This window comes from Sediminispirochaeta bajacaliforniensis DSM 16054 (genome assembly GCF_000378205.1).
In the GTDB taxonomy this organism is placed as follows: domain Bacteria; phylum Spirochaetota; class Spirochaetia; order DSM-16054; family Sediminispirochaetaceae; genus Sediminispirochaeta; species Sediminispirochaeta bajacaliforniensis.
Window position 1 is genome coordinate 1 of record NZ_KB899410.1, and the last position, 24,724, is coordinate 24,724.

The window sequence follows — 24,724 nt, forward strand, 5'->3', positions numbered from 1 at the left end:
GATCTTGTAGCCCTTGGCTGTAGTATTGGCGGAGATGTGAGTGGAGGGGGGACGCTTGACGGTGGAAGCGGGAGTGTCGATGTAACTGGAGATTTTACGGTTAGCTCTTATGATGCTTCGAGTGGAACGACGAGTATAGCAGGGACGACGGTAAGCTTTACGAGTTTGACGCACAACAATGGGGAGATTGATCTTGACGGGACGGGAACACCTGTAGTCTTGAGCACGGGAGGGCAGGGCTTTGGGAGCCTGACGCTCAGCAACGGGAGTGGGCCTGAGACGGTGAATGTGAGTGGTTCTTTGAGTCTTGCGGGTGATCTGGATATAGCGACGGGGCACACGCTGGATATGGGGAACAGTATGCTGAGTGTGAGTGGAAGCACGACAAATGGTGGCTCGATAACGGGAGGGAGCGGTTTAGTAAGCTTTAGCAGTACGGTGAGTGGTACTGGAACGATAACGTCAGGAACTGGAGGAGTGACGTTTGAAGGGAACTACAGTGGAGGAGTACTTGTGGGGAATGCCACCGGGACCATCACCTTCGAGGGTGCTTCCACCACCCTTGGTTCCTTCACTCCCAATGGTACTTCGGTCCTCTTTTCGGGAACCGCTACTCCTCAGGTTTTTGATCCCAACGCCAACACCCTTGATGGAGATGTGAGCCTTAACAAGGACCTTCAGGCTTCGATTCTCCGGCTTACAGGGGATCTAACCCTGCAGGATGTGAGCATGACAATCGTTGTGGGAACTCTGGATCTTAACGCTCATACCCTGACCCTGAACGACAGCACCGGAAGTGCTGGAAACCTCACCCTGGACTCCTCAGGAGGGCTTGATATGTCGACCTCCGGTTCCACCCTCGAATTGCAGGGAGACTGGAGCAGCGATTCTGCTTCAGCCTTTAATCCGGGAAGTGAAACCGTGACGTTTAGCGGAGACCATGATCCTCAATCTTTGGCAAGCGGCGGGAAATCATTTTACAGCATAACAGTTACAAAAGATGCTGCAGGCGACACGCTGCAGCTATCCGATAATCTGACTCAGAATGCGGGTGGCCTTCTTACCGTCACCACCGGGGAGTTGGACCTTAACGGCCATACCCTTACCTTGGGCGCCGACCTCAGTTTGAATAGTTCGGACGGCACCGTAACGGTGGCGAGCGGAAGTCTGGATGGTGGAAGCAGCTATGACGTGACCGTGGCCGGGGGAAGTATCACCCATACGACTGGAAGCATCGATGTTGTCGATTTTACGGTATCCGGAGGAACGGTAACGATCGGAACGGGTGTCTTTACCGTTGCTGCGATGAGTGTGACAGGCGGGAGCTTTACGCAGACGGGAGACAACGGAGGCAATACGCAGAGTGTGGATTCCCTGAGTGTGGCGGGAGGAAGCTGCAGCTGGGACAGCGGATCGGCCGGCGGCACGCTTGTCTTTTCGGGTGACCTGACGGAAAGCAGCGGCTCACTTTTCTTCGGAGCCAAAACCGTCACGGGGATAGAAGACATATATATTACCGGAGGTAATCTCGACTTAGGGACGGCTGCTTTGACCTCTGCCGGAGGCGGAGCGGGGACCTATACAATCAACACGTCAGGAACTATTACCGATTCGGGAAGCACCCTCACCCTTAACGGGGACGGTACCCTTAGCCTCGATGACGATGAGAGTATCGGAGCCCTGGTTATCGGGGCAGATATCACCTTTATCGATGGTGGGGCGGACCCTGATGTGAATACGCTGAGCTTTTCGGGCGGCAGCCTTGCAGTAGGCGGGAGTGCCTTTCGTGCGAACAGTGCCGATGTAAGTGGAGCGGTGACGGTAGGAAACGGCGGAAGTTTTCGTACGGTAGGGGCACTTACGGTGGGTAATGGGGGAAGCATCACGGCTTCCGGAAGCGGCAGTGTAACGGCTGGAGCTGTTCTGACAATGAATGGGACCGGAACCATAAGTGTGGAAAACGGAATTATGAGTGTGAGTGCTGGTGGGGCGGCCCTCAACGGGAGCGGGGCGCTCAGCTCTAGTGGCGCGGGAAATATAGATGTCACGGGAAATCTTGTGTGGACAGGAGCAAGCAGTGATGTGAGCCTCTCCGGAAGCGGGCAGCTGCTGGTAAGCGGAAACCTGACACAGGATGGAAGTTCCACGGGGGAGATAAGTACCGGAGCCGGCGGAATAGCCGTAGATGGTGATCTGAGCCAGAGTGCCGCCGGCAATGGAAACATAAGTGCCGGAGCCGGAGGGGTGAGTGTCGGGGGAGTACTCACGATGTACAGTACGCTGAGTGTGACGGGAGGAGATATAGCGGTAGCTGGAGCCGGGACGTCGAGTAACAACGGAACCATAGAGACGATAACAAGTGGGAGCCAAAGTTATACGGGGGCGTTTACGAACAGTGGAACATTGACAGGTATTGGAGCGGTGAGCTTTGGTTCCGACCTTACCAATAGCGGAACACTCAACATGGGAAGCGGAATAGTTAGCGTTCTAGGAGAACTTGACGGGAGCGGAGGGACGATAGACTTCAATGGTACAAATGATGGAGAACTTGAGGTATCTGCCGATGTAACCTTTACAAGCGGAAGTAGTATCACAAATGGTGATTCGGGAGATGTGATTCGGTTCACCGGTGCCGGGGCACAGCTGGTACGAAGCGGCGGCCATGCGTTTCCCAGCCTAGAGGTGGATAAAAGCGGGGGAAGCCTTGGTTTAGATACTGATGACATGACGCAGGCCACGGGTGCGACGCTTAGTTTCGGCTGCAGCGGGGCAACGGCGGTGAATTTGAATGGCCTAAGCTGGACGCTTGAGGCATCGGTAGATATCAATGACAACGTAGAGTTCAACGTACTTGCAGGAACACTGGATGGGGGCCAGGCGCTTACGGTGAGTGGAACTGGAGATCTGACACATACGAGTGGACGTGTGGAGGTCTCGAGTTACACGCACAGTGGGACGGGAAGCTCTTTGTTTGGAGTTGGAGATATCGCAATAAGCGGCCAGCTGGAAGTGAGCGGCGGAAGCTTTACGCAGACAGGGGTGCCTTCGGGGAACCAGACAATTGGAAGCCTTCTGGTGGATGGCGGTGTCTGCAGCTGGGACAGCGGATCGGCCGGCGGCACGCTTGTTTTTTCGGGTGACCTGACGGAAAGCAGCGGCTTACTTTTCTTCGGAGCTAAAACCGTCACGGGTATAGAAGACATATACATTACCGGAGGTAATCTCGACTTAGGGACGGCTGCTTTGACCTCTGCCGGAGGCGGAGCGGGGACCTATACGATCAACACGTCAGGTACTATTACCGATTCGGGAAGCACCCTCACCCTTAACGGGACAGGAGCCCTTACGCTGGATAACGATGAGAGTATCGGAGCCCTGGTTATCGGGGCAGATATCGCCTTTAGCGATGGCGGGGCGGATCCCGATGTGAATACGCTCACCGTGGAAAATACTTTTTCGTTGAGCTGCGGGACTAGTGACTTTTCCACCTCGGGTGATGCGGTTTTGAACGGGAACTTGAGTTTCAGCGACGGAAACTTTATCGCCGGAGGCAATCTCACCCTTAGCTCCGGCAACACGATGGAGGTGACCGGGGCCGGAGCGGTAACGGTGACCGGAACAACAACCGCAGCCGGGGCGGTTGTCATCGGAGGGGGGGGCGTAACCCTTGTCGGCGATGCCGACTTGTCGGGGGCCACCATCGATTTCAATGCTTCGGCAGATAGGGACCTCGAATGTCGCAGCGACTTGACCTTTTCGTCTACAACTTCATTTAGCGGTAACGACTCTTCTGATACCCTGACCTTTTCCGGGGAAGTAGAACAGAATCTAACCAGTGCTGGCCATTCTCTTATGTCGGTATCGGTGGAATCATCGGGAATATCGGTAACCCGTGTGGTTCCCCTTGATGTTACGACCATCGACGGAAACCTTTCGGTGACAGCAGATGCCGAGTTTTCCACCGGTGGAAATGATGTTACCCTGTCAGGAGCCATGTCCCTCGAAGGCCTCGCATACCCCGACTGTGGTGTTTTTGAGCTTGACGGCAGGGAAACAGTATCCATCGGGACAATGGATACCGACAGCGGAATTGTACGATTTATCGGTGATTTGTCCGCTTCTTCGGCCGTCTCGGCGGCGGTGTACGATCTTGATGACCCATCAAGCGATCCTGCCAACTTCTATATTCTCGAGCTCAATGCGACAAATAGCGGTACCACCTTTACCTTGGTAAAGAATACGGAGATTGCAAGTGAGGTCCGGGTCCTTCAGGGGAGCTTTGACCTTGGCGGATACAACCTTAGCATAGGAGGCTCTGCTCCCGGCAGTCTCTACGTTGCTTCCGGCGTTTCCCTCTCTGTGTCGGATGGAAATCTGACTGCGGACGGCGATGTAGAGTGCGATGGCACCATCTCTCTTTCCGGCACGGTTGTTTTGACCGCCGGGGAAGATATTTTCGGTACAGGAACCTTGGATGCCGGCTCTTCCGCCGATTCGGTCGAAATCAACGTTGGGCAGGATTTCGACATCACCACCTTTAATGCCGGAGAGAGTACCATCGCCTTCAATGACGATACGATCCAGGAAAGCCACATCGGTCGGGCCTACACCTTCTACAATCTGGAAATCGTCGATACCAATGGGAATGGAACGGCGAAAAGGATCTATTTTCCTGAGGGGGAACTGACCACCATCGCTGCAGGAGGCTCTTTTACGGTTACCGGAACATCAGGAGAGGATGTTGAGCTTTTAAGCTCCTATACCGAAAGCAATTCCCATCCTGCGACTGCCTATGACGATGCTCTTCATGCCGAACAGTGGAGGCTTACCATCGAGGCTGGAGGAACCGCCGATATTAATAACGCCTACGTTGAGTTGAGCTATTCGTATGTTCCCATTTACCCAACCTCTGCGCTGTTTCGACCGGACCGTTACAGCGAAGACAGTTGGTGTTACAACTGGCGGCTTGTCATTCCTGTTATCGGGAGCCTTATGCAGGATTCCGATGGAAACGGAAAGTTAGACCGAATCCAGGTGACGGTAAATGCCTCCACTCCGTTGAATGATGACTTCTCCGGTTTTTCGGCAACGGTGGACGGTTACATGGTGGACGGTTACGATACCGGTACTTCGTACGACGATGTCTTCTATATTCTGCTTGAAGAGAAACCATATCTGGATACCGATGCAACCCCCTCCTGGTGGATTACCGGTGGTAACGATACGAATACAAGCCTCCGCTCGACTACCGGTACTAGCAGATATGTCACCATTGAAGATACCGGCGACATTGCTCCCACCACCGATAGTGCGTCTCCCGTCATTGGTTACACCCTGGCCGTTTCCGGGTATAGCAAGGTCTTCATCCATTTCTCGGAGCCTGTTCAGGTCGACAGCAGTGCAAGTTCCTGGAACGCCGGCGATTTTACGGTAAACGGAACGTCGGCAACAAGTCTGTCCGTCGTAACGGGAAGCAGCGCGGAAATAGAAGAGGTAACCTTGAACACCGCCTCCGCGCTTTCCGATGCCAATATTATCGGTCATGTTACTGTCACGCTACCTGCTACGACCCAGGATGCGGAGGGCAATATCATCGGCTCCACCACCCACAGAGTCTCCGATCTTGGCCTCGGCATCATCGAACCTGTCTACGCCCGCAATACCGCCGTTCAGCGGGATGCCACTCGCGGGGCGGGGGTCGGGCTTATCAACTACTTTGATGATTCGGCATGGCTGGAACCCCAGGAGATCGAACTGCAGGTCAACTACGGATCGGCATCCGTGCCTACTCTTTTTTACGATAGCGATGTCCCCCAGGATTTTACTTCCTCCGACAACTCAGGCCTGTGGCTTCCTTCTTTCGATGAAACCGACTTCAGTGGTCTGGTTCCCTATCCGAACGATCCATCGGCAACCTTGCCTTCTGGGTACAGTTCTTCCGATCCTGCAAGTCTCTCAGGAGCGGACCTGGGCTCTTCCCTTGTTAATTTCACCATCTCCGATTCTTCGGATAAATTGAAAGACAACGGTACCTTCGATTTCTTCCTTTATGCCGATGATCTCTACCATGCCAGGGTCGCTTCCCCTGCCGCCTCGAACTGGTATCGTACCATTCGTCCCTTCTCTTTCGAAATGCGGGAGGTACGAACGCAGACCGGTGATGTGACCATCCTCAATAACGTCATCAACCCGGATGAGGGGGATAAGACCACCCTGCATTACACCATAACCCGTTCCGGTACCATTACCATTCAGGTATTTAATCTTGCAGGCGACCTGATTGATGTTCTCTACCGGGGAAGGCGAAGTGCCGGCGAGTACGCCGTTAGCTGGGACGGCCGCAACCGGGCAGGCTATGCAGTGGGCCGCGGGATATACTTCGTTCGGTTCAGCGGTCCTGGTATCGATGAGTATCGAAAGGTGATGGTGATTCGATGAGGTATCGCTGGCCTTTGCTATCGATGGTTTTCATTATGGCCCTATCCTCCTGTGATTATGCTCCGGATGCCGGGGGAGTGCGTTTTTTTCGGGTAAGCGTGGAGCTTACGGGAACCTGTTCCGCTGCGAGTCTCGATATCGATTTTAACGACGCTGCTGCGTTCACCGATGCTGAGGGAAATGCCTGGAGCGCGGTGACGAATCTTTCCCTCTCTTCTTCAGTTCTGCCCTATACCTGGAGTGCCACGGCTCTTGTTGATAGGAGCGATCCGAACCGCGCGTTGTATGTGTCCCTCGATTGTTCTCTTGCCTCCGGCGATGCGGTTACCGCACGTATTCTCTATGAAGAGCTCGTTCCCGACGGTTGGAGTTCTCCCCGGCTTTTGGACTCGGGCGTGGTAAAATACGACGATACGCTTTCTGCGACGACCCAATATGGAAGCATAGGGCTTTCGACCTTGCTCCCGGAACCGTAATTGTGGTAGAAAACCTTCATGGACCCGCTTGTCTCCGTCATCATACCCGTCTATAACCGAAGAAAACTCCTGGCCGATGCGGTTCGTTCTGTTCTGATGCAGAGTTTCGGTGATCTCGAACTCATCGTGGTGGATGACGGTTCCGACGACGGAACGGTTCGTTCTCTTGCTTCCCTTTCCTCTGATCCCCGTATCAGGCTTCTTACCCCTCCTCGGAGCGGCATGGCCGGTGCTGTTCGGAATCGTGGTGCCGCCGCTGCAAGAGGGCGATGGCTTGCCTTTCTCGACAGCGATGATATCTGGCTGCCGGAAAAGCTTTCCCAGCAGTTTTCTCTTCTTCGTGAGCTGGGCAGTTTGGGCAGGCACCCCCGAATTATCCATGGCTGTGAGGTGTGGCTAAGAGACGATCGGATAATAAGCCAAAAGGGTCAGCGTCATCGCAGGGAGGGTGACATCTTTTCCGACGCCCTTACCAAATGCATCATCGGCCCTTCCTCCGTCATGATGGAACGGCAGCTCTACCTTGAAAGCGGAGGCTTTCGCGAAGACCTTGAGATCGCGGAGGATTACGAATTCTGGCTGAGAATCACCGCCCTTGAGCCGGTTGCCTGGCTTTCCAAGGACTGTATTATCAAGCGGGCCGGATCCTGGCCCCAGCTTTCGGAAAAGTATGGGCAGATAGAGAAGTTTCGCATCCAGGGTCTGCTTCGTCTTGTAAAAGATTCCTGGTTTGCCGGGCATCGTCGTGATGGTGAAAGCAACGGTGATGCCGCTCTTCTCCGACAGCACCAGGCGGAACAGACCCTTGCGGGAAAATGCCGGATATACGCCGCAGGCTGCCGCAAGCGGGGTCGGCTGGAAGAGGCCCTGCGTTTTGAACGTGTGAAATAGTCTTATAGCGGCAATTCAGGAAGATATCGTTCCATTTGCTATCATGGCATCTTCATTTTCGAAGATGGCCATTGCCGTATTCATCTTCTTAAAGCCGAGTTTTGCGTAAAAGCCTTCTTTTCCGGGGTTTGCATAAAGAATGATTTTTTTATGTCCTTTTGATTGGTTGATTAGGTGCTGCACTATTTGTTTTCCTAAACCATACCCCTGGTAATCGGGGTGTAAGGCAATATCGCAGATATAGGAACAGTCGGCACCGTCTGCCAGAGCCCTGCCTGCTCCAATAAGTTTATCGTTGTCAAAGGCAAAACATGTAAACATGCTATTGCCGAAAGTGATTTTTAGTCTTTCCGGTTCCTTTGTACCAAGAGGAGCAATGCTATACAGATCGGATAACGCTTGCCAATCGATTGTGGATTGTTCGAATATCCATGATATATTCATGAAAGGGGCTCCTCATTTCCGTTGGGCCGACAGCTGTACAGACGTGGGCACGTTCATACCTTTTTTACGGCTCGCGTTGCGTAGAACGTTGGGACATTATATTCGTGTAGATTCCCTTCGCCATTTGTATCCTGGTAAATATCCGTCAAGATAAAACCTGCTTTCAATTGCCCTCCGATTTGTTCCTCAATGGTATGAGAGAATTGGATTCCCCAATCATTCTTTAACGAGTACTCATACAATTCTTCATTTTCCAGCGGATCAAAAGGGAGCCTGTGCACTATTTCCTTTTCATCATCATCAAAGAGATAGTTGAATCCATTGTCCAATCCTGCCAGGAGCACTCCTCCGTTTTTCAGGACCCTGTAGCACTCTTTCCATACCGGAAGTACATCTTTTATATATGAATTTGATACCGGATGAAAGATAAGATCAAAGGAATCATCATCGAAAGGAAACGGTTTTGTCATATCGGCCCGTACAAGTTCAACTTCATACTTTTCTCTTGCTGCAACAATTCTCTCATTCTTCAACTGTTTTTCCGAATAGTCCAATACGGTACAGTCAGCCCCCAATGCTGCAAAGATAGGAATTTGCTGTCCACCACCCGAAGCCAGCCCAAGGATTTTTGCTCCCTTGAATTCGCAGAACCACTCTTTGGGGACGGGTTTTGTAGGCGTCAATACCACCGACCACGAATTGTTCTGTGCGTTAGCGAATATCTCATGGCTGATTGGCGTTCCCCATTCCCAGCCCGTATTAACCCATCTGTCAATAACAAGCGCATTAAGCTCTGTATAATTTTTGTCTATCATCGTGTCCCCGTTTCGTAATCAGGTATTGTCATTCAGATCTTCTGGTCAAATAGTAACAGATAGTCATTCCGCGTACAACTTCAATCTTTGAGTAGTGTTCCGAATCCTGGTGGTCCGCATATCGTTTCAATCACCACGATTCCGGACAGTAGTTATGCTCTTTCCAGCAGGTCGAACAATCTTTGCGGCTCGTCGGCAAAAAGACCTACCACTGGGACCTGCAAGCCCTCTTTCTCAAGGAGCCTGCGCAGTTCCTGGATGAAAATGCCGTTCCCTTTTTCAAGGGTAACGGAATCGATGATCGCATCAACATTTTCTCTGCCTGAGAAATCACCTTTCCAACGAGCACTCTTGCAGGTGTAGGTAACACCGCAACTGGGGCTGCCGTCGATGCCGACAATGCCTGCGATCTCGAATTTTTCAGGGTGGGAATGATATTCCTTGATTTGATCGATGTAGGGGGCAAGAAAGGCATCGCTGTAATTGCGGAAGAAGGTATTGTCAAACTGATCACTGACATGGCCCCATCGCTGGGGACCGTATAAGAGAAATTCGGGACAAGGCAACTGGACCAGTTGAAACCCTGCTTTTATTGCCCGTTCCAGAAAGATGCGGCGGAGGTTTTCTTCCTTTTTTATCTCTTCTTCACAAAAAAGTTCCACCTTGGAGGCGGTATTCAGAATGCAATGCGAAACAAACAGTATCTTGGTCATGACTAACCTCTTGCAACAGAAATAACATTGCTTACCCGGCCTGTCAATTATTATCAGTATAAATCAGGAAATAGAATTATAGATTCCACTATATCTAATTAAAAAAAAATTGATACCAATAAATTATTGACGTATTGGTATTACTGTTTTATGATATTTTTATGCATGAAGGGCATATTCCCGATGGGATGAAGAAAAAAAAGCTTCCGATGTATATCTCTGTCTACAATCGCCTCTGTGATTTCATTGCCGATATGGAGCCGGGGGCAAAACTTCCGACCGAGGAGATGCTGATCAGGCAGTTTGCCGTTTCCCGCAATACCCTGCGTCAGGCCCTGCAGCTGCTCGAAGAAGATCGCCTGATTAACAGACGGCAGGGATCGGGAGCCTATGTTTCGCGGCGTCCCTTTATGCACAGCGCAAGCGTCAATCGTTATTCGACCATCGAAACCTTGCTGGATAAGCTTGATTTTTCCTGGGAACTCGCCTGTCTCGAAATTTCCGTCCAGAATGTGGATGAACTGGAAAGTGAGATTCTCTCTCTGCCCAAGGGATCGTTGATTCATGTTTTCGATCGCGTCTACAGGGATGCAAAAGAGAAGGATATCGTTTTTGCGCATCTTCTGGATTTTGTTCCTCTGACTACCAAACTTGAGTTTCCGCGTTCGGGTCGCAAAGAAGAGATTGTGCGCTATGTAGAGGGAAAGGGTCATAGCAGCAGCTGTATTGTAACTGCAATAATTGCAGGTTCTCTCTATGCAAATATCTTTAAGGTGAAGGCAAATACCCCCCTTTTGCTTCTGCAGCAATTGGTCAGTGATGAAATCGGTACTCCGATATTTTTTAACAAGACAATTATTAATTCGTCGGTGAACGGACTGACGTTACGGGTCGATCGAATCTGAATCTTGGTCTCGTGTGCAAATTGTCACTATAGGGTCTCCCGGCAGTGGCGAATACCATAATTTGCATAACAGTAGGAGGTTAGGAACATGAGTGTGAAAGATGATTTCACCTTGATGAGTACGTTGCTCATTCCCGTGGCAATTGCTCTGAATGTCGTAGGTGGCCAGATTGCGGCGGTCTTGGCCCTTCCGATTTATATCGATTCGATCGGAACCATCCTTGCCGGTATTTTAGCGGGTCCCTGGGTCGGCCTTGTCGCCGGTATCCTGAGCAATGTTATCAATGGTATCTTTCAGCCGAACTTTTTCCCCTTTGCCGTGGTAAGCGGAGTGATTGGTTTGGTGAGCGGAATCCTTTCCAGAAAGCATATGTTTACCACCTGGTGGAAGATCATCATTTCTATTCTCTGTGTTACCCTTGTGGGCGTGGTCGTGGGCTCTCCCATCGTTATGTATGTCTACGGAGGCATCACCGGTAACGGCAGCACCTACCTCACTGCATTGATGCTGGCAACGGGAAAGACCCTTTTTACTTCGGTATTTACCTCACAGGTCTTCACCGAGATTGCGGATAAGGGCCTTTCGATCATTGTGGCCTACATCATCATAAAGGCAATGAGCGATCGTATCCTTGTCAAATATCCCTGTGGCGAACAGTTCCTTAAACATAAGAAGGCTGCTGCTGTTGAGGCTCCTGTTGCCGATGACGGAAAGGATGCCTAGACCTTTCGACAGCAAGACCAAAGAGATAGCAGGCTGATTATCATCCCGCCGGGCATGGGCTTGGCTTCCGGCGGGATAGAAGTAATTCAACAGAGGACCTTTATGGACGTTAAGCGGCGATATTTGAATAAGCTTTATCCCATCACAAAACTTTTGTATCTTCTTCTCTTTTCCATACTGAGCATTATTGCGCCCTCGTGGTGGTATTCCTATTTTCTTTTTATTTTTCTTGTGCTTTTTGCTGCGACGGGGGATAGCGTCAAGGTGTTCATGAAAAAGATCGTCCGTTCGGTCCTTTTCCTTTTTATTCTTATTTTTGCCCTTCAAACGCTATTTCGGCCTGGGCAAGATATTATTTTTCATCTCTGGATTTTTGCGGCAAAGTGGGAGGGTGTCTTTTATGCCTTAAATCTTTGCGGCATTCTCCTTGTTATCGCCAGTTCGTTTATCCTTTTTTTTCAAACAACGCAAATGCAGGATTTGATTCTCTCTTTGGAGGCCTCCGGCTTTTCTCATACGGCATCCTACATCATCTTATCGACGCTCCAAATGATCCCCCAAACCAAGAAGCGGTCGGAGATAATCATGAACGCCCAACAGGCGCGGGGTATCGAGACGAAAGGAGGCTTAAAGGTCCGTTTGCGGGCCTTTATTCCGATGCTTGCACCATTGATTTTGAGTTCCTTTTCGGGGATTGAGGAACGGGCTCTTACGCTGGAGGCCAGGGCCTTTTCTGCTCCCTGTAAAAAAACGCACATCCGCACCGTGGAAAAGGGGCGATTCGACGGCCTGCTGAGAGTGACTGCAGCCCTTATTCTGCTTGCCGCTGTTGCCGGGAGGTGTACCATATGGCACTGATAGAGATCGATGATTTTAGCTACCAATATCCCGTCAGCGACGATTTTGCTCTGAAAAATATCACCTTCTCCATCGAACAGGGAGACTTCGTGGGCGTCATCGGGCCGAACGGAAGCGGCAAAACCACCTTGTGCAACGCAATCCGTGGCTTCGTTCCCAGTTTCTACAAAGGGGTCAGCTTCGGCCAAATCCTATTCGAGGGAAAAGACCTCTCGAAGATTTCCTCAGGGGAATTGGCTGTTCGTATCGGGTACATCTTTCAGAATCCCTTCAATCAGATAAGCTATATCAAAGACACGGTTTTTGAAGAGCTCTGCTTCGGGCTGGAGAATCTTGGTGTGGAGCCTTCGGAGATTATTAGACGGGTTGAGGCCATCATCGACGAACTGGGCATAGGATATCTAAAGGATAAGAATCCCTTCGAGATTTCCGGCGGGCAGCAGCAGCGGGTCGCCCTTGCCTCGATTCTTGTTATGGACCCGGATGTGCTGGTCATCGATGAGCCGACGAGTCAGCTTGATCCTGTGGGTACCGAGCAGGTCTTTGCCATTATCGATCTGGTCAAGCAGAAGGGAAAAACAGTGGTCCTTGTTGAGCACAAGATAGATCTTGTCGCCGAATATGCCGACAAAATCATCGTCATGGATAAGGGACGGATCGCCTTTTCCGGACCGACCCGGGAAATTCTTTCCGACGAGCGGCTTTTGGACCATGATACCCAGATTCCCGTCTATGCGCGGATAGGCCATCGGCTTCGAAAGGCGGGAAACCCGGTGGAACGGATTCCCATCACCCATGAGGAGACGGTAGACCTTCTCCGGGATCTTATGAACCACAAATAGGTAACAATGATGCATGTAATTGAACTTGAAGATGTAAGTTTTTCTTATCCCGGCGGATTTCAGGCCGTCGATCACGTCAGTATGGGCTTTAATGCTGGCGAGGCGGTTGCTATTGTCGGACAGAATGGGGCAGGAAAAACGACGACGGTGAAACTGATGAACAACCTTTTTCAGCCGACCGAAGGAACGGTTTTCGTGCAGGGCAAGGATACGAGGGATTTTTCTACCGCCCAGATTGCACGAAAGGTAGGGTATGTGTTTCAGAATCCGGACGACCAGCTTTTTCAGTCTTCGGTTGAAAAGGAGGTCGTCTATTCACCCAAGATGAATAAGGTTCCGGAAGAGGAAAGTAAGAGGTGGATCGATCTGGCGGTTGAGCTCTGCGACCTGGAAGACAAAATGGAGCTCAACCCCTACGATCTTCCCCTCTCCATTCGAAAATTCGTCACCATTGCTTGCGTTATTGCAATGAACCCCGACGTTCTGATTCTCGACGAACCCACGGCGGGGCAGGATCTACATGGGCTGAATTTGCTGGCCCGTATTATCGAAGTCTTACAAAAGCGGGGAAAAACAATCATCACCATCACCCACGACATGGATTTTGTCCTGGAACATTTCCGCCGGGTCATTGTAATGGCCGACAAGCGGAAGATCGCCGATGGTGACGCCCGCGATATCTTCTGGGACATGGAGATTATGAAAAAGGCTTCACTGAAACAGCCGCCGGTCTGCAGCCTGGCACGAGAGCTCGGCCTGACCAGGGGAATTGTGACGCAACAGGAACTCTTGGATGCCATAGGCCAAACGGCAGATATTGTATGAAACAAAACGATACACTTTGTAGTTACTCACGTATAGCCGTTGTAGAGGCCTACGGCCTCTACCTGATGACCGGTATAGCCGCCGCTTGTATCGGGGCTTCTATGATTGCCTTGACCGGTTATTTTCAGGTCTCGGTGGCTCAGGTAGCGGCTCTCAGCTCGGCCTTTGCCCTGGGCCGGGTTGTAATGGTCTTTTTTTGCGGTATCATCACCGAAAAACTGGGGGTACGGAAGTCGTTCATGATCGGCTACCTCGCACTGGGAATCAATTTTATTTTTATGCCCCTGAACACCCATTACTGGCTTGCACTTATTCTCATGGCTATAGCGGGCATGGGTATGGGGTTTCAGGACAGTGGCTGCCCCGTTATTCTCTCCCGGGCTTTTCCGATGAATTACAGCGGTGCCATGAGCGCTGGGCAGGCATTTTTCGGGATTGGGAATTTTATTCCGCCGCTTACGATGTCGCTTCTCCTTTTGTCGGGATTGAGCTGGAAGGTGATGTTTTTCATCTTCGGCGGTATGACCCTTGCATTGTTCGTCGCCACTTTTTTTATGCCACGGGAACGCATACCGGATAATTCGGGCGAGCATGAACACGGCTTCTCTATGGCGTGGTTGAAGCGACAGGGAAAATTCTTTTTCGTCTTGTTTCTTACCAATTTCTTTTATTGCTCTCTGCTGAATATTGTCCATATTTACACTAATCCCTATGTTCTTTCGTTCGGGATCCATGAGAGCATTTCGGTAAATGTACTTACCATGTTCAGCGTCGGGGCCGTCATCGGCAGCCTTGCCTTTGTCCGCATTTTAAGGAGGGCCAGGCCGGTAAAGGTGCTGTTGGTAAACCTTGTTATCGCCTTTCTCTCTCTCTGCATTGCCATCATTTCGGGAAACATTATTGTCTTCTTCATCATGTTTACCGTAGCCGGTGCCTTCAGCGGTGTGCTTTTTTCCGTTTTGGTCACGCTGGCCACGAATGCTGCCCCCCGGCATACGGCGATGGCGGCAAGCCTGATCGGTTTTACGGGAGGGATTTCCGATATCCTCACTCCCCTGGCCGTGGGTCGGGTCGTAACCGTGGCATCGGTTCGCATTGCTTTTCCGTCGGTCCTGCTCGCCACCGCCATTGCCGTGGTCGGCGCCTATATGGTCATTCGTCTGCAGCCGCGGAAACAACAGGCTTGATACGTCGTATTTTTCTCTATTCAAGGAGGGTCCATAATGGGATATGAACAATCGAAGGAAGTACTGAACGAAAAGGGACAACAGTACCATATTGCCTGTAAGAAGGGGGATGTGGGACGTTATGTTTTGCTACCTGGCGACCCTTTCCGGACCGATGCTATTGCATCCCTGTTGGACGGCGCGCATCTGGTTGCCCATAATAGGGAACATAAAACCTGGACGGGAAAGCTCGACGGTGTCGATGTGTCGGTAACAAGCACCGGCATGGGCGGACCGTCGGCAGCCATCGCCCTGGAGGAGCTGATCCACTGCGGGGCCGATACCTTCATCAGGGTGGGAACCTGCGGCCGGATCTGTGCCGATAGTTTCGAAGAGGGGGCGCATGGGGTGATTGTAACCGGTGCGGTCCGGGACGAAGGAACCAGCCGACAGTATATCCCCATCGAGTATCCCGCCGTAGCCGACCGCGCGGTCGTCGAAGCCCTCGCCCGGGCTGCGGCAGACCTCGGCCATCGCTTTACCGAAGGTCTCTGCCAGTCCAAGGATTCCTTTTACGGACAACACGATCCCGACAGCATGCCCGAGGCTGATGCCTTGCATCGCCGCTGGAAGGCGTGGGAGGTCGGTCACGTCATGGCCAGCGAGATGGAAACCGCGGCCCTTTTTATCGTCTCTTCCATTCGCGGCTGCAGGACCGGGGCGATCCTTGCCTATGAGACGATGAATGGCCCGACCCTCGATGTGGCCTGCCTTGCAATCAAGCATTTGATCGCTGCAGACCTTCGCCGAGAAAAGGCTGGGGGAGTCTGATCATGGGAGGCTATCTTGTACGAAACTGCGATGTAGCAGATGTTGCAACTCTCTCTTTTCGACGCCAGGATGTCCTTATCGAAGGGATGAGAATTGCTAAGATCGCTTCCTCCATTCGCCCGACCGGAAATGAGACGGTCATTGATGCCGACGGGAAGATGTTGCTCCCGGGATTTGTCGACTGCCATAGTCATCTCCTTCAGACCTTCAGTAAGGGCTACCTGGACGACTATCCCATCGTCGACTGGCTGGTGAGGATGTACAAGATCGAAGAGGTGATGAGTGAGGAGGATAACTACTATGCGGTCCTTCTCGGCTGTCTGGAGGCACTTCGTTTTGGTACGACCACGATCAACGAGATGTGCGGGCAGCGCTATCTCGACTCTACCATGCAGGCCATTGAGGATTCGGGGATTCGGGCCACCGTCGGGCTTAGTCATACCGATATACCGGAAAATGACGTCACCCCCTTGTGGACGGTGGAGGAGAGCCTGAAAGAGTCCGAAGAACTTTTCCATCGCCACCATCTTCACCTTGAAGGCCGTCTGCGGACCTCTTGCGCCCCCTCGGGACTTCCCGCCTGCTCAAAGGAATTAATGCAGGAGCTTAAGAGCTTTACCCGCTCTCACGGACTTATCTTTCATACCCACCTGGCCGAGGGTCCGGTAGAGACGAAAAAGATCAGGGAGCGTACGGGCTGGGGCGAAGCCGAGGCCCTCTATCATTATGGTGTGCTGGATCGGGATACCCTCCTTGCCCACAGCATTTGGCTGGAGGATGATGAATTGGGCCTGATCAAAGAGAGCGGTTCTCATCCCGTCTATTGTCCGTCTACCAACCTGAAGATAAGCGATGGTATTCCTAAGGTTGATGCGATGCTCAAGATGGGTATCCCCGTTTGCCTCGGCTGTGACGGTGAGGCGAGCAGCTCCAACCGCGATATGGTTCTGGAAGCCCGGATAGGAGCCTATCTTCAAAAAGGCGCTTCCCTCGACCCTTCATCGATGGATCTTTCAACCACCTATACGATGATGACCAGATGCGGTGCCGAGGCGCTCAAGTATTCCGACCTCGGCGTAATCCGGGAAGGCACCCTTGCCGATTTCATCCTTGTCGATACCCGGGGCAATCTTGCCTTAAGTAACCAGAATACCCGGCTGAGCAATTTTCTGTATGCGGGAGGTGGCAGCGATGTGGACACGGTTTTTGTGAACGGAAGGCTGTTGGTACACGGGAAGGATTTTCTTTCCTTCGATATCCAAGCAGTTTTAGAGCGGTGTGAGACATTGCTTGCCGGTCTGGACAAAAAGATCCGGGGAATCTGAGAACACTATGCATGAAGGAGAAGTAGTTATGGGAAAGAAGAAGGTCGTTCTTGATGTTGATACCGGGACCGATGATGCCGTTGCAATTCTTTGCGCGGCGGCATCTGAGGCCTTTGACCTCATTGGGGTGACGGTCACTTGCGGTAATCTTCCCCTTGCCAATACCGTGGAAAACACCCTGCGGGTAGTTGCCCTAAGCGGCAGAGATATTCCCGTCTATGCGGGTTGTTCCCTTCCTATGGTGCGGACCCTCATGCCGGGCAGGGCACACGATGTCAGACTTCAGACCGTTTCGACGGTGGTCGACGGTGAGCAAATCTCTATTCACGAACCATCCTTTCCTCTTCCTCTCTCGCCCTATACCGTCCGAAAGGCTCATGCCTGCTCGTTCCTCGTCGACACCCTGCGTAATGCCGAGGAAAAGGTTACCATCATAGGGGTTGCCCCCCTTACCAACATAGCCGTTGCTCTGCGAATGGATCCTTCTATCGCCGCAAACATCGAAGAGATTGTCGTTATGGGAGGAAGCGTCGCTTCCGGTAACAGGACCCCCGCGGCAGAAGCCAATTTCTACGATGACCCCGAAGCGGCCCAGATCGTGCTCAAAAGCGGCTGTCCTGTCCGAATCTTCACCCTGGAAGCGACGGAACGTGTTCCCTGCGATCATCAAGATGCGGATGATTTTCGCAGCCTGGGCACTCCTGCCGGAACCTTTGTCGGCGATCTTATCGACCGCTTCATCCATCGTTGTACCCAGCTGAATATTTGCGATAACGGTCAAGTGACGATTCACGATGCCATAACGGTTTGCGGTGTCATCGACCCGACAATCGTCACCTCCTTAGGGGCTGCAGCCTGTGATGTCAATCTCGGCGGATGGGCCGACGGTGCTCTCATTGCCGACCAAAGAAGCTTTGCCTCCCGGGAAAGCAGCGTTCGCATCGTCTACGACATCGATAAAGAGCGTTGTGTGGATATGATGAAGGCCTGTTTGTCAAAGCTATAGTCCGTTCAAACGGCCGATACCATGTGCTGATAACACTAAAGGATCGATAAAAGCCCTGCCATGGCTAAGCCGAGGGAGCTGTTCTTGCCAGGGAGTCGATGTTTGCCATCGGAGTGACGGTAAGGCATAAGGAGTCCTTTTGCGATATCACCCAGATCACCACATCGCTCCCATGAATGGCGACATAAAGCCTGCTGTCCACACTGAGAGTGGAACCGATTGATGCGAGATTTGGTGTTCCGCCCGTGTAGACCCCTATCAACATACCCGCAACTTTCCAGGCCTCCTTTCCAAGTAGGTTGCCGAAAAGCAGAAAGATTGCAAGAGAACCGAGCACTTCAGCGAAAAGTGCTCCTGCCAGGGACCTGATGCCTGGGCCGGCAATGCTTTTCCAGGTATCGAGATGGAGGAACAAACCTACGGCATAGGTAACTACTACAGGGCCGGCTTTCTTGAGAAGCGGTGATTTTGAGGTGATAAGAAGGATAAGAGCGGAAATAAGCAGAAACAGCAGCCCCCAAAGGGCGGAAACGAGAGGTCCGTCCATGTCTTCCATTATGCCGATCATGTGGAAAAATGAAATGTGACATTGACGACGGCAGTGGGGTGGGGTACATTGCATACATCATGAGAAAGATGATATGTTTGGGACTCGTTCTGTTGTGTTCGATGCTTGTGCTGCTCTCTGGGTGCAGCGGCAGGGATTCTGTTTTACTGCGAGATGATGGGAGTGGTAGGATCGAGGCGCAGGTCGTTCTTCACCCTTTTTTCATTGCTTACCTTGATGATATTATTGCTGGTTTTTCTAATGCCGATCCCCATTCTATGGAGCTTTTTGATCTTCCTACCTTACGAGAGAGCATGGCGGCGATTCCCGGTCTGGAGTTGAAACGGGCCGTTACACCGAAGCGGGGCAGCTTGCTTCTTGATTTTGCTTTTGACGATGTTTCTGCCCTTTTCGCGCAGGATGAGGCTTCTCCTTTGGTCTTCACCCGACGTTCCGATGGAACAAGCGAAATGCAGTTTTCTCTGAATACCGATACCTGGCCGGCGGTACGCTCCTTTATTCCCATGAGCCAGGAAGATGGAGTTGAGACCTTCGGACCGCAGGACCCTCCTGTTACTCCGGAAGAGTATACGGATCTTCTGGTCTTTCTTCTGGAAGAGTATGCCGATGAGGATGCCGTCATTGCTATGATCAAATCACAACGTGTTGATCTTACCGTTCGTGTCGACGGAACTATTTCCGAGAGCCGCGGTTTTGATTCCGTTTCAGGCCGTGAGGCAAAAGTCTCGTTGCCGCTTTTGGATCTCGTGACTCTTCATAATCCTGTAGAACTGAAACTTGTTTGGAAATAAATGAAATTACAGGATGCTCGGACCCTGGCCCTGCTTATGATTATTCTTCTTGGGGTCACCTTGGCTGCAATGTACCCTGCCGTCAAGGTCTGGGAGGAGCATACCAGCTCAGATCGGGTCGATCCTGTCAATTTGTTTCGCCACTGGTCCGATCTCCAGCTTCTTACCTTTGCTTTTCTTGTCGCCGAGGTTCCTGCGGAACATTATGATGCTTTGAAGACCAGTTCCTTGCGCCTTACCATGGAATTGAATCGCGTAACCCACGATGAGGAAATTATCTCGATCCTTGGGCTCTCTACCCGGGGAGAGCGCCTGCTCGAGCTGCCTGCCCTCCTTTGGCAGGAGATTGAGGAGAAACTTTTCCCCGAATATGAGGCGCTGGCTGGCCTGGACGGTCCTGTGGGGGGACCCGCCCTGGAATACCTTAGGCGGGAAACTATTCGCCTCTACGATCCCTTCGGAAAAAGCCTTGTGGAACTCGCAGAGGAGGTCTCTCGGCTGTACGATTCCGAATTTCATGCCTTGAAGCGTATTTTTCTCATGATGCTTTTGCTTGTTGGTGTCATTCTGGTCGGCGTGCTTGTCTCTTTGCGTTCTCTGTTTGGGTTTCAGCGGCTGCAGTTGGGCGTTCTCGTTCACCATCCCGATCCTCTTTTCGTCCTCGGTAAAGACGGTAAAATCCTCTATGCGAACCCTGCGGCCAATCTCATTGTCAAAGAAGACAGTTATCGAAAGAGTGTTGAAGAGGTGGTTGACTTTGTCCCCGAAGCCACGCCCTTGGCAAATCAACAGATGCTGAAGGTTGGTAACGGAACCCGGCCGATTGTTCATCACGTGGATCGTATCTATTCTCAGCGGGGTACCTTCCTGGGTGAGGTCCATTTCCTGCGGGATATGACACAGTGGAATCAACTTGCGGCAGAGGTTCGCAGAAAGAGGGAGCTTGATCTTCTCTCCACTATGGCCGCTTCCTTTGCCCATGAGTTCAACAATACCCTTGCCGCCCTGGCCGGGAAGATTGAGCTCGGTTTGATAGAAGAAGATGGGGCGCTGAAGGTAAAGTGGCTCGGAGAGGCCAAGCGTTTGATCGGGCGGGCCTCTATTATGACGCGGGAATTAATCGCTTTTGGTTCAGGGGAAAGTGAAGAGCTCAAAGCGGTTACACTTGTCGAGGAGTTGGAGACTGCTGTACGGATTGTCTTTGAGGAGTGCCCCTTGGAATGTATCCTTGATATTTCCTCCATCGATGCCTCTTTCCATGCCGCGGATAAGGTCGGATTACAGGTAGTGTTGACTCAGGTCCTGCGTAACGCTGCCGAAGCGCATGTAGCTTCCTCCTGTAATCTTCCTGTTGAGGTCTCCGTGGTTCCCTCGGATAAAAAAAACGATGAGATCACCATTCTTGTTCATGATCGGGGACATGGGCTGCCCCATACCGATATCGAACGTCTTTTCGAGCCCTTTTACACCGAGAAGTGGAATCATAAAGGTCTGGGGCTTCCCTTTTCTCGTTATCTGGTTGAGAGGATAGGGGGAAGTATCACTCTCCATTCCCGATCGGGGGGCGGAACAACGGTGATGATTCGGCTGCCGGTGCGCTATGCTTGACAGCTGCGCTTTTCAAGCGATAAGGTGCTTACGTTATGAACGTAAAAAAGCAGCTCAGCGAAAACCTTGTTTCACTTGATCTTCCCGGAAAGACGAAGCGGGATGTTATCGAGGCCCTTGTGGATCTTGCCATGAAAAGCGGAAAGATCAGAGATCGTCAGGCCGCCCTGGATGCCGTGCTTGAACGGGAGGCCAAGATGTCTACCGGCATTCAATCCGGGGTTGCAATTCCCCACGGAAAATGTGCTGCCGTGGAGGAGCTTGTCGCCTGTGTCGGTATTAAGCGGGAAGGGGTTGATTTCAAAGCCCTGGATGGTGAGCCCAGCCTCATTTTTATTATGACGATAAGTCCTGTCAATAAAACCGGCCCTCATGTACAGTTTCTTGCCGAGGTTAGTAAGATCCTTCAAAATGAAGAAAGCCGCAAGGCGATGCTTGCTGCCACGACACCGGCACAGCTGCTCTCCCTCCTTTAGGAGGGGCCGCCGATGTTTTCAAATGATAGCAAACGTCCATTTGCCCTTGTTATAGTGCTGTTCTCTTCTCTGGCGGTTCCCGTGCTGCTTCTCGCCTCCGAATCGGTTGCCGAATCCGGTCCCTACATGACCCATCTCATGACGTTGCTGATTCTGCAGCTTTCCTTTATCGTGATTGCCTCCCGCTTCCTCGGTTGGATATTCAGCCGCTACCTTCGGCAGCCCAAAGTCCTGGGAGAGCTTGTCGCAGGGATGGTGGTGGGCCCCTATGCCCTAGGCAGGCTTCGGGTTCCAGTCCTTGATAGCCCTTTGTTTCCGCTCCCTGCGGGAACCTTGCCTGTTAGTCCGGAGCTTTACGGTTTTGCAGTTGTCGCTTCAATTGTCTTGCTTTTCTTTGCAGGGCTGGAAACCGATTTACCCACCTTCCTTCGTTTCTCGATGAAAGGCAGTCTTGTCGGTTTCGGTGGTGTTGTCGTTTCCTTTTTCCTTGGCGACATGGTTGCGGTGCTGTTTCTTCCTGCCGTTCACCGATTTATGCATCCGACGGCACTTTTCCTGGGAACCCTCTCTACCGCTACCAGTGTCGGGATAACTGCAAGGATATTGAGTGAAAAGAAAAAGATGTCGAGTCCCGAGGGGGTCACCATCCTTGCTGCTGCCGTACTGGATGATGTTTTGGGGATTATCCTCCTTGCCGTTGTTGTTGGTGTTGCCAAGGTTGCCAGTGCAGGAGGTCATGTTCACTGGGGTCACATTGGGATTATTGCCGCAAAGGCCTTTGGTTTCTGGTTGATCAGTACCGTGCTTGGTATCATCTTTGCGCCGAAACTGAGTCGGAGGCTGAAACGGCTGGAATCAATGGAAATGGTTGCCTCCGTCAGTTTCGGTATTGCTTTGTTTTTGTCAGGCTTGTCGGAAATGGCCGGTTTGGCTATGATAATCGGAGCGTATGTCGTCGGCTTGAGCCTAAGCCAAACCGATATCGCCTTTGAGATCCAGGAAAAGCTTCACGGCATTTACGACTTCATGGTTCCGATTTTTTTCGCCATCATGGGTATGATGGTGGATTTTTCCGCCTTACCTGCGGTGCTTGGTTTCGGGGCCCTCTACGTTTTAGTTGCCTTTGCAGGCAAGCTTATTGGTTGCGGGCTTCCCGCCCTTGCCACCGGCTTCAATGTACGAGGAGCCCTTCGTATCGGTGCCGGGATGTTGCCCCGAGGGGAGGTTACCTTAATTGTCGCCGGGATAGGCCTTGCTTCGGGGGCAATCGGTCCTGAAATTTTCGGGGTTGCCATCATGACGCTACTTGCTGCCGGCATTGCGGCACCCCCTCTTCTGATAAAAAGTTTTCATGGCGGTAGTGGTTATACAAAATCCCTTGATACGGGATCAGGTTCGATGAAAACCATTGAGTTGGAATTCCCGTCCAAAAGAATGGCCGAATTTGTGATCAGCGAGGTACTGAACGGTTTCCGGGGTGAGGAGTTTTTTGTCCAGCCGGTCGATCATAATCGGCAGCTGTATAACCTTAGGAAGGACGATATTCAGATCACCCTGAAGCTGGATGGTACTGTGGTGCAGTTGTCTACCGTTGAGGAGCATGAACCTTTTGTACGGCTCCTTATGCTTGAGGTGCTGTTGGACCTGAAAGAGTTTGTTCAGTCGATTGAAAGCATGAAAAGTCCGGATATGATGGGTACCGATCTTCTGTTGGGGATCTTCGGAGAACCGACTTCCGGGAAGAGCATATAACAATAATGCGTCTTGATTAAGCGCGAGAAGCAGGAGGAGCAAAGTAGTGGGACAATTTAGGTATGCGGAACGGACGGAATGCATGGAGTCGAGCATTCTGCGTGAGATCCTCAAGGTCACTGCACAACCGGGGATGATTTCTTTGGCGGGCGGACTTCCCTCACCCGATGCCTTCCCCGTTGAGCTGGTAAAAGAGCTGTGTGATAAGGCTCTGACAACCTGGAAGGACTCAATTCTTCAGTACGGCACGAGCGAAGGGTTTGCTCCCCTGTTGGAGGCGCTTTCCGGTTATTTAAAGAACGATCGGCATATTGAAAGTGCCGAAACAGATCGTATCTTGGTCACCAACGGAAGTCAGCAAATTCTCGACGTCGTGGCAAAGCTTTTCATTATGCCGGGAGATAAGATTGCCGTTGAATCCCCTACTTATCTGGGGGCGCTTCAAGCCTTTAATCCCTATCAGCCTGTCTATGTCGATATCGCTACCGATGAAGAGGGGGTCATTCCGGAATCCCTGGAAGAGGTGGCAGTGAAAGAGAAGCCGAAGTTTTTCTACCTTGTTCCTACGTTCCAGAATCCCACGGGAAAATCCATCGGTTTGGAGCGACGAAAGGCCATTGCCGATATTGCGATCAAGCACAACCTGCTGATTGTTGAAGATGATCCCTACGGTGCGATTCGTTATCGGGGTGAGCCGTTACCACCGATCGCTTCACTTGCTTCCGATAATATTCTCTACTCCGGTACCTTTTCAAAAACATTTGCTCCCGGCCTCAGACTGGGATTTGTGACAGCCCCGAAGGATCTGATCTCCTGGATGGTAAAGGCCAAGCAGAGTATCGATTTGCATACCAGTACCTTCGTACAGGCCCTTGCCGCGCTCTACCTCGGAGAGGGGCACATGAAACGGCAGATTCCGAAAATTTGTGAACTGTATCGTCCGAAACAGGAGGCGATGCTTGCTGCGCTGAAAAAACACTTCCCTTCTTCTTTCTTTTTCACCGAGCCAGAAGGTGGAATGTTTGTCTGGGCGGAAGGCCCCGAAGGTTTCGACAGCCTTGCCGTTTATGAAAAAGCCATTGAACGGAAGGTCGCCTATGTGCCCGGTCGTTTCTTTTATACACGAAAGGAAGACGGGGCCGGTACCATACGCCTGAACTTTACCAACAGTACGGTGGAGCAGATCAATTCCGCCGTTGCCACTCTCGGCGATCTCTTCGCCGAACAAGTCTAACAATCTGTAACAATGAAAAAGGGCTGTCCTGCATAGC

Annotated in this window: 21 protein-coding genes; 17 read left to right on the forward strand and 4 right to left on the reverse strand. The window is 51.7% G+C overall.

The features are described 5' to 3' along the window. Positions 1 to 36 precede the first annotated feature (36 nt). From F459_RS0105590 to F459_RS0105600, 3 genes are read left to right on the forward strand one after another with little or no spacing between them, the layout of a single operon-like run. A complete protein-coding gene (locus F459_RS0105590; protein ID WP_211213991.1) occupies positions 37 to 6,438 on the forward strand; it encodes a FlgD immunoglobulin-like domain containing protein in 6,402 nt (2,133 codons plus the stop codon). Continuing rightward, positions 6,435 to 6,914 (forward strand): hypothetical protein, encoded by a 480-nt coding sequence (locus F459_RS0105595; protein ID WP_020611753.1) that lies wholly within the window; start codon positions 6,435 to 6,437, stop codon positions 6,912 to 6,914. Before F459_RS0105590 ends, F459_RS0105595 begins: the two co-directional genes overlap by 4 nt. An 18-nt stretch (positions 6,915 to 6,932) precedes the next feature. Further along, positions 6,933 to 7,805: a glycosyltransferase family 2 protein gene (locus tag F459_RS0105600; RefSeq protein ID WP_020611754.1), complete on the forward strand. Its 873-nt coding sequence runs from the start codon at positions 6,933 to 6,935 to the stop codon at positions 7,803 to 7,805. Positions 7,806 to 7,820: 15 nt separating this feature from the next. Here the strand turns inward: F459_RS0105600 and F459_RS0105605 are convergent, their stop codons facing one another. The 3 genes from F459_RS0105605 to F459_RS0105615 all read right to left on the reverse strand — a co-directional run bounded on the left by F459_RS0105605 (position 7,821) and on the right by F459_RS0105615 (position 9,777). Then, positions 7,821 to 8,249: a GNAT family N-acetyltransferase gene (locus tag F459_RS0105605; RefSeq protein WP_020611755.1), complete on the reverse strand. Its 429-nt coding sequence runs from the start codon at positions 8,247 to 8,249 to the stop codon at positions 7,821 to 7,823. Between the two features lie 53 nt (positions 8,250 to 8,302). Continuing rightward, on the reverse strand, positions 8,303 to 9,064 hold the full coding sequence (locus tag F459_RS0105610) for a class I SAM-dependent methyltransferase (RefSeq protein ID WP_020611756.1): 762 nt from the start codon (positions 9,062 to 9,064) through the stop codon (positions 8,303 to 8,305). A 152-nt stretch (positions 9,065 to 9,216) separates the two neighbouring features. Then, positions 9,217 to 9,777 carry a CD3072 family TudS-related putative desulfidase gene (locus tag F459_RS0105615; RefSeq protein ID WP_020611757.1) on the reverse strand — a complete coding sequence of 187 codons (561 nt, stop codon included), beginning with the start codon at positions 9,775 to 9,777 and terminating at the stop codon, positions 9,217 to 9,219. A 161-nt stretch (positions 9,778 to 9,938) separates the two neighbouring features. On the opposite strand from F459_RS0105615, the gene F459_RS0105620 reads away from it, so the two are divergent. The 9 genes from F459_RS0105620 (at position 9,939) to F459_RS0105660 (ending at position 18,258) form a co-directional block, all read left to right on the forward strand. Next, complete coding sequence (locus F459_RS0105620; protein WP_020611758.1) at positions 9,939 to 10,682, forward strand: GntR family transcriptional regulator; 744 nt, start codon at positions 9,939 to 9,941, stop codon at positions 10,680 to 10,682. Between the two features lie 87 nt (positions 10,683 to 10,769). After that, the gene (locus F459_RS0105625; protein WP_020611759.1) at positions 10,770 to 11,405 is read left to right on the forward strand and encodes an ECF transporter S component; all 636 of its coding nucleotides are present in this window, start codon (positions 10,770 to 10,772) and stop codon (positions 11,403 to 11,405) included. Positions 11,406 to 11,459: 54 nt separating this feature from the next. Further along, positions 11,460 to 12,263, forward strand: coding sequence for an energy-coupling factor transporter transmembrane component T (locus F459_RS0105630; RefSeq protein WP_020611760.1), 804 nt, complete (start codon positions 11,460 to 11,462; stop codon positions 12,261 to 12,263). Then, positions 12,254 to 13,105, forward strand: coding sequence for an energy-coupling factor ABC transporter ATP-binding protein (locus F459_RS0105635; RefSeq protein ID WP_020611761.1), 852 nt, complete (start codon positions 12,254 to 12,256; stop codon positions 13,103 to 13,105). Before F459_RS0105630 ends, F459_RS0105635 begins: the two co-directional genes overlap by 10 nt. A 6-nt stretch (positions 13,106 to 13,111) precedes the next feature. Continuing rightward, the gene (locus F459_RS0105640) at positions 13,112 to 13,930 is read left to right on the forward strand and encodes an energy-coupling factor ABC transporter ATP-binding protein (RefSeq protein WP_245540093.1); all 819 of its coding nucleotides are present in this window, start codon (positions 13,112 to 13,114) and stop codon (positions 13,928 to 13,930) included. After that, positions 13,927 to 15,117 (forward strand): MFS transporter, encoded by a 1,191-nt coding sequence (locus tag F459_RS0105645; protein ID WP_020611763.1) that lies wholly within the window; start codon positions 13,927 to 13,929, stop codon positions 15,115 to 15,117. Before F459_RS0105640 ends, F459_RS0105645 begins: the two co-directional genes overlap by 4 nt. Positions 15,118 to 15,153: 36 nt before the next feature. Next, a complete protein-coding gene (locus F459_RS0105650) occupies positions 15,154 to 15,927 on the forward strand; it encodes a nucleoside phosphorylase (RefSeq protein WP_020611764.1) in 774 nt (257 codons plus the stop codon). 2 nt (positions 15,928 to 15,929) lie between these two features. Then, positions 15,930 to 17,252, forward strand: a complete 1,323-nt coding sequence (locus F459_RS0105655; RefSeq protein ID WP_020611765.1) for an amidohydrolase family protein — start codon at positions 15,930 to 15,932, stop codon at positions 17,250 to 17,252. A gap of 28 nt (positions 17,253 to 17,280) precedes the next feature. After that, positions 17,281 to 18,258, forward strand: a complete 978-nt coding sequence (locus F459_RS0105660) for a nucleoside hydrolase (protein WP_020611766.1) — start codon at positions 17,281 to 17,283, stop codon at positions 18,256 to 18,258. A gap of 64 nt (positions 18,259 to 18,322) precedes the next feature. On the opposite strand, the gene F459_RS0105665 is transcribed toward F459_RS0105660, so the two are convergent. After that, positions 18,323 to 18,805: a DUF819 family protein gene (locus F459_RS0105665; RefSeq protein WP_020611767.1), complete on the reverse strand. Its 483-nt coding sequence runs from the start codon at positions 18,803 to 18,805 to the stop codon at positions 18,323 to 18,325. Between the two features lie 29 nt (positions 18,806 to 18,834). Here F459_RS0105665 and F459_RS0105670 point away from each other — a divergent pair, with 29 nt between their 5' ends. The 5 genes from F459_RS0105670 to F459_RS0105690 are packed head-to-tail and all read left to right on the forward strand — an operon-like array spanning position 18,835 to position 24,687. Then, the gene (locus F459_RS0105670) at positions 18,835 to 19,617 is read left to right on the forward strand and encodes a hypothetical protein (protein ID WP_020611768.1); all 783 of its coding nucleotides are present in this window, start codon (positions 18,835 to 18,837) and stop codon (positions 19,615 to 19,617) included. Then, a complete protein-coding gene (locus F459_RS0105675) occupies positions 19,618 to 21,225 on the forward strand; it encodes an ATP-binding protein (protein WP_020611769.1) in 1,608 nt (535 codons plus the stop codon). It begins immediately after the preceding gene. A 35-nt stretch (positions 21,226 to 21,260) separates the two neighbouring features. Next, positions 21,261 to 21,701, forward strand: coding sequence for a PTS sugar transporter subunit IIA (locus F459_RS0105680; protein ID WP_020611770.1), 441 nt, complete (start codon positions 21,261 to 21,263; stop codon positions 21,699 to 21,701). A 12-nt stretch (positions 21,702 to 21,713) separates the two neighbouring features. Continuing rightward, entirely contained in the window at positions 21,714 to 23,453 is a 1,740-nt protein-coding gene (locus F459_RS0105685; protein WP_020611771.1) for a cation:proton antiporter, read from the forward strand. 46 nt (positions 23,454 to 23,499) lie between these two features. Further along, on the forward strand, positions 23,500 to 24,687 hold the full coding sequence (locus tag F459_RS0105690) for an aminotransferase-like domain-containing protein (protein ID WP_020611772.1): 1,188 nt from the start codon (positions 23,500 to 23,502) through the stop codon (positions 24,685 to 24,687). The last annotated feature ends 37 nt before the right edge of the window (positions 24,688 to 24,724 follow it).